Source organism: Chryseobacterium balustinum, from assembly GCF_900168205.1.
Classification (GTDB): Bacteria; Bacteroidota; Bacteroidia; order Flavobacteriales; family Weeksellaceae; genus Chryseobacterium; species Chryseobacterium balustinum.
This window is the reverse complement of the sequence record NZ_FUZE01000060.1, coordinates 1-2,395: the sequence shown is the minus strand read 5'-3', so window position 1 is coordinate 2,395 and position 2,395 is coordinate 1. Positions and strand designations below refer to the sequence as shown.

The window sequence follows — 2,395 nt, the reverse complement described above, 5'->3', positions numbered from 1 at the left end:
TGTTGAACTAAACCTCCGGTAGCTTTTCCCTTCGCTGTTTTATTAACTTTGGTAAAACAACAAAAAATCTTTAAAATGGCTACAAAAAAAAATCTCCGGAGGAGTTAAGGGTAAACAAAATTCTGAACCGCGCCTCGAGCGAAGTTAGTGGTTTTGCTGAACTGCTGCAACGCTTTGAGCGGAATATTTCTATCCTGGGCAGGAGCCCCAGAACCTTTGATAATTATTCCCGTCATGTGGCGGCCCTGGCGCTTCACTTTGGAACTTTGCCCACCGAACTGGATCCTGAACAGGTCAAAGATTATCTTTTTGAACTGCAGCGGCGGAGCAGAACCCCTTCGCAATCGTATTTTAAGCATACTGTATACGGTCTTCGGTTCCTGCTGAAAACTGAGGGTTTGCCTTATAGTTTTCTGCACCTTCCCACCATTGCTAAAGTGAAGAAACTTCCTGTAATCCTGAGTCGGGAAGAGATCTGGCGTATGCTTCAGAGTGCCGAACTCCTGAAACATAAACTGCTCATCGGTCTGATATACGGCTGTGGACTGCGCTGCATGGAAGTAAGGAATATCGAACTTCAGCATCTGGATTTTGACCGGAAGATGTTGCATGTTGTTCAGGGTAAAGGGAGCAAAGACCGTTACGTTCCCTTGTCGGAACATTTGATCCGGGGACTGAAAACCTTCATCAGTATTGAGAATCCGGTTCAGTATTTATTCAATGGAAACCATAACAGGAATATTGAAGAGATTGATGCGCTCAGCACAGGGGCTTCACGGTCTGCCAGCAAAGATTTCGATTCCCGCTACAGCCAGCGCGGTGTGCAGTGGGTAATAAAAACCATTTCTAAAAAAGCCGGCATCACCAAAGACGTTCACACCCACACGTTGCGGCATTCTTATGCCACACACCTTTTGGAAGACGGCGTTCCGATCATCATGGTACAGAAACTTCTGGGTCATGAGCGTATTGAAAGTACAATGGAATATCTTCATGTGTGCCAGCTCTCGGACCAAAAACCGCACAGTCCTTTGGATACGGTATTTACTTTATGCAGCAGGAATGCAGGCCCGAAGTAAAGGTGCGAGTGTAGCAGAAGTTCTTCGCAAAATCAATTTATCATCCCAAAACTTCAGCGTTCATCAGGAAAAGACGCTTAGGGCATTGTCCAACTGCCGGACTTCTGCCTTGGGTGGTCATATTGATACGTGTGATGGTTGCGGAAATCTTTCCATCAGCTACAACTCCTGCCGTAACCGGCACTGTCCGCAGTGTCAGGGACACAAAAAGGAAGAATGGATCCAAAAGCGCGAACAGGACCTCTTGCCCTGCAGCTATTACCATGTGGTTTTTACCCTGCCGGAGGAGTTGAATGGGCTAGCAATATCCCAGCCCCAACTCATTTACAAAGCCTTATTTGAGGCCGCCTGGGCTACTTTAAACCAGTTCGGCAAAACCGAAGGCCTTCAGTTGGGAATGATTGCCATACTTCACACATGGGGACAAAATCTGAGCCTTCATCCGCATCTGCACTGCATTGTGCCGGGAGGTGGTCTCACGATGCAGGGAAAATGGAGAAAGAAAGTAAGGACGGATAAGTTTCTGTTTCCAGTAAAAGCGCTGAGCAAAGTCTTTCGGGCAAAGTTTGTGACTTCCTTAAGAGCCTGTGGAATTACTGACCGGGATTTAATGGAGAAACTCTTCACCAAGAACTGGGTCGTATATGCCAAGCGGCCTTTTGGCGGCCCGAAACAGGTGATCGAGTACTTGGGGAGATACACTCACAAAGTCGCCATCAGCAATCACCGCATAAAAGAAGTGACGGATCAGCAGGTCCGTTTTGAGTACAAAGATTACCGCAAAGGCGGCGAAAAAAAGGAAATGACTCTTGCAAACACGGAGTTTGTCCGGAGGTTTTCGATGCATATTTTACCGAAAAGATTTGTAAGGATCCGGCATTACGGCATCCTGAGCAGCAGCTGGAAGCGTGGGAAACTGCAGGCACTGCAATCGGATTTGAAAATCAGAGTTACTGCAGCAAAACCGAAAACTTTGCTCCGGAAATGTCGAAGTTGCAAGGAAGGAAACTTAGTCACTATAGCTGTTTTCGGGCAGCGCGGTCCGCCACCGGAATTTCTTTTCGTTATCCAACCATTGTCTGCAAAATAACCTTTGCGGGTAAGGGAATTTATATGCTGCAGCGAAGAAAAACCTGCAGAAAACCACTCATAAAGGCTACCAAATGCCACAAAAAAAAGCAGTCATTCCAAAAAACTGCTTTGTTACCCTAAATCCTAAAATCGAAAACTCCATAGACGGCCAAAAAAGCTCCCGGATCTTCCGTTCAACGGGCTTTCATCTCGTGTCCTGCGGACAAGACGAAAGCTTAGTTATT

General features: G+C 46.6%; 2 protein-coding genes. Both read left to right on the top strand.

The features are described from left to right. The first annotated feature begins 266 nt into the window (after positions 1-266). Positions 267-1,079 carry a tyrosine-type recombinase/integrase gene (locus tag B5X64_RS22360; protein ID WP_228419089.1) on the top strand — a complete coding sequence of 271 codons (813 nt, stop codon included), beginning with the start codon at positions 267-269 and terminating at the stop codon, positions 1,077-1,079. Next, positions 1,063-2,169: an IS91 family transposase gene (locus B5X64_RS22355; RefSeq protein ID WP_079467321.1), complete on the top strand. Its 1,107-nt coding sequence runs from the start codon at positions 1,063-1,065 to the stop codon at positions 2,167-2,169. The genes B5X64_RS22360 and B5X64_RS22355 overlap by 17 nt, the downstream gene beginning before the upstream one ends. Positions 2,170-2,395: the final 226 nt, after the last annotated feature.

Coding starts and splice junctions, on each gene's coding strand:
- B5X64_RS22355 (WP_079467321.1), top strand. CDS start 1,063: ATGCAGGCCCGAAGTAAAGGTGCGAGTGTAGCAGAAGTTCTTCGCAAA.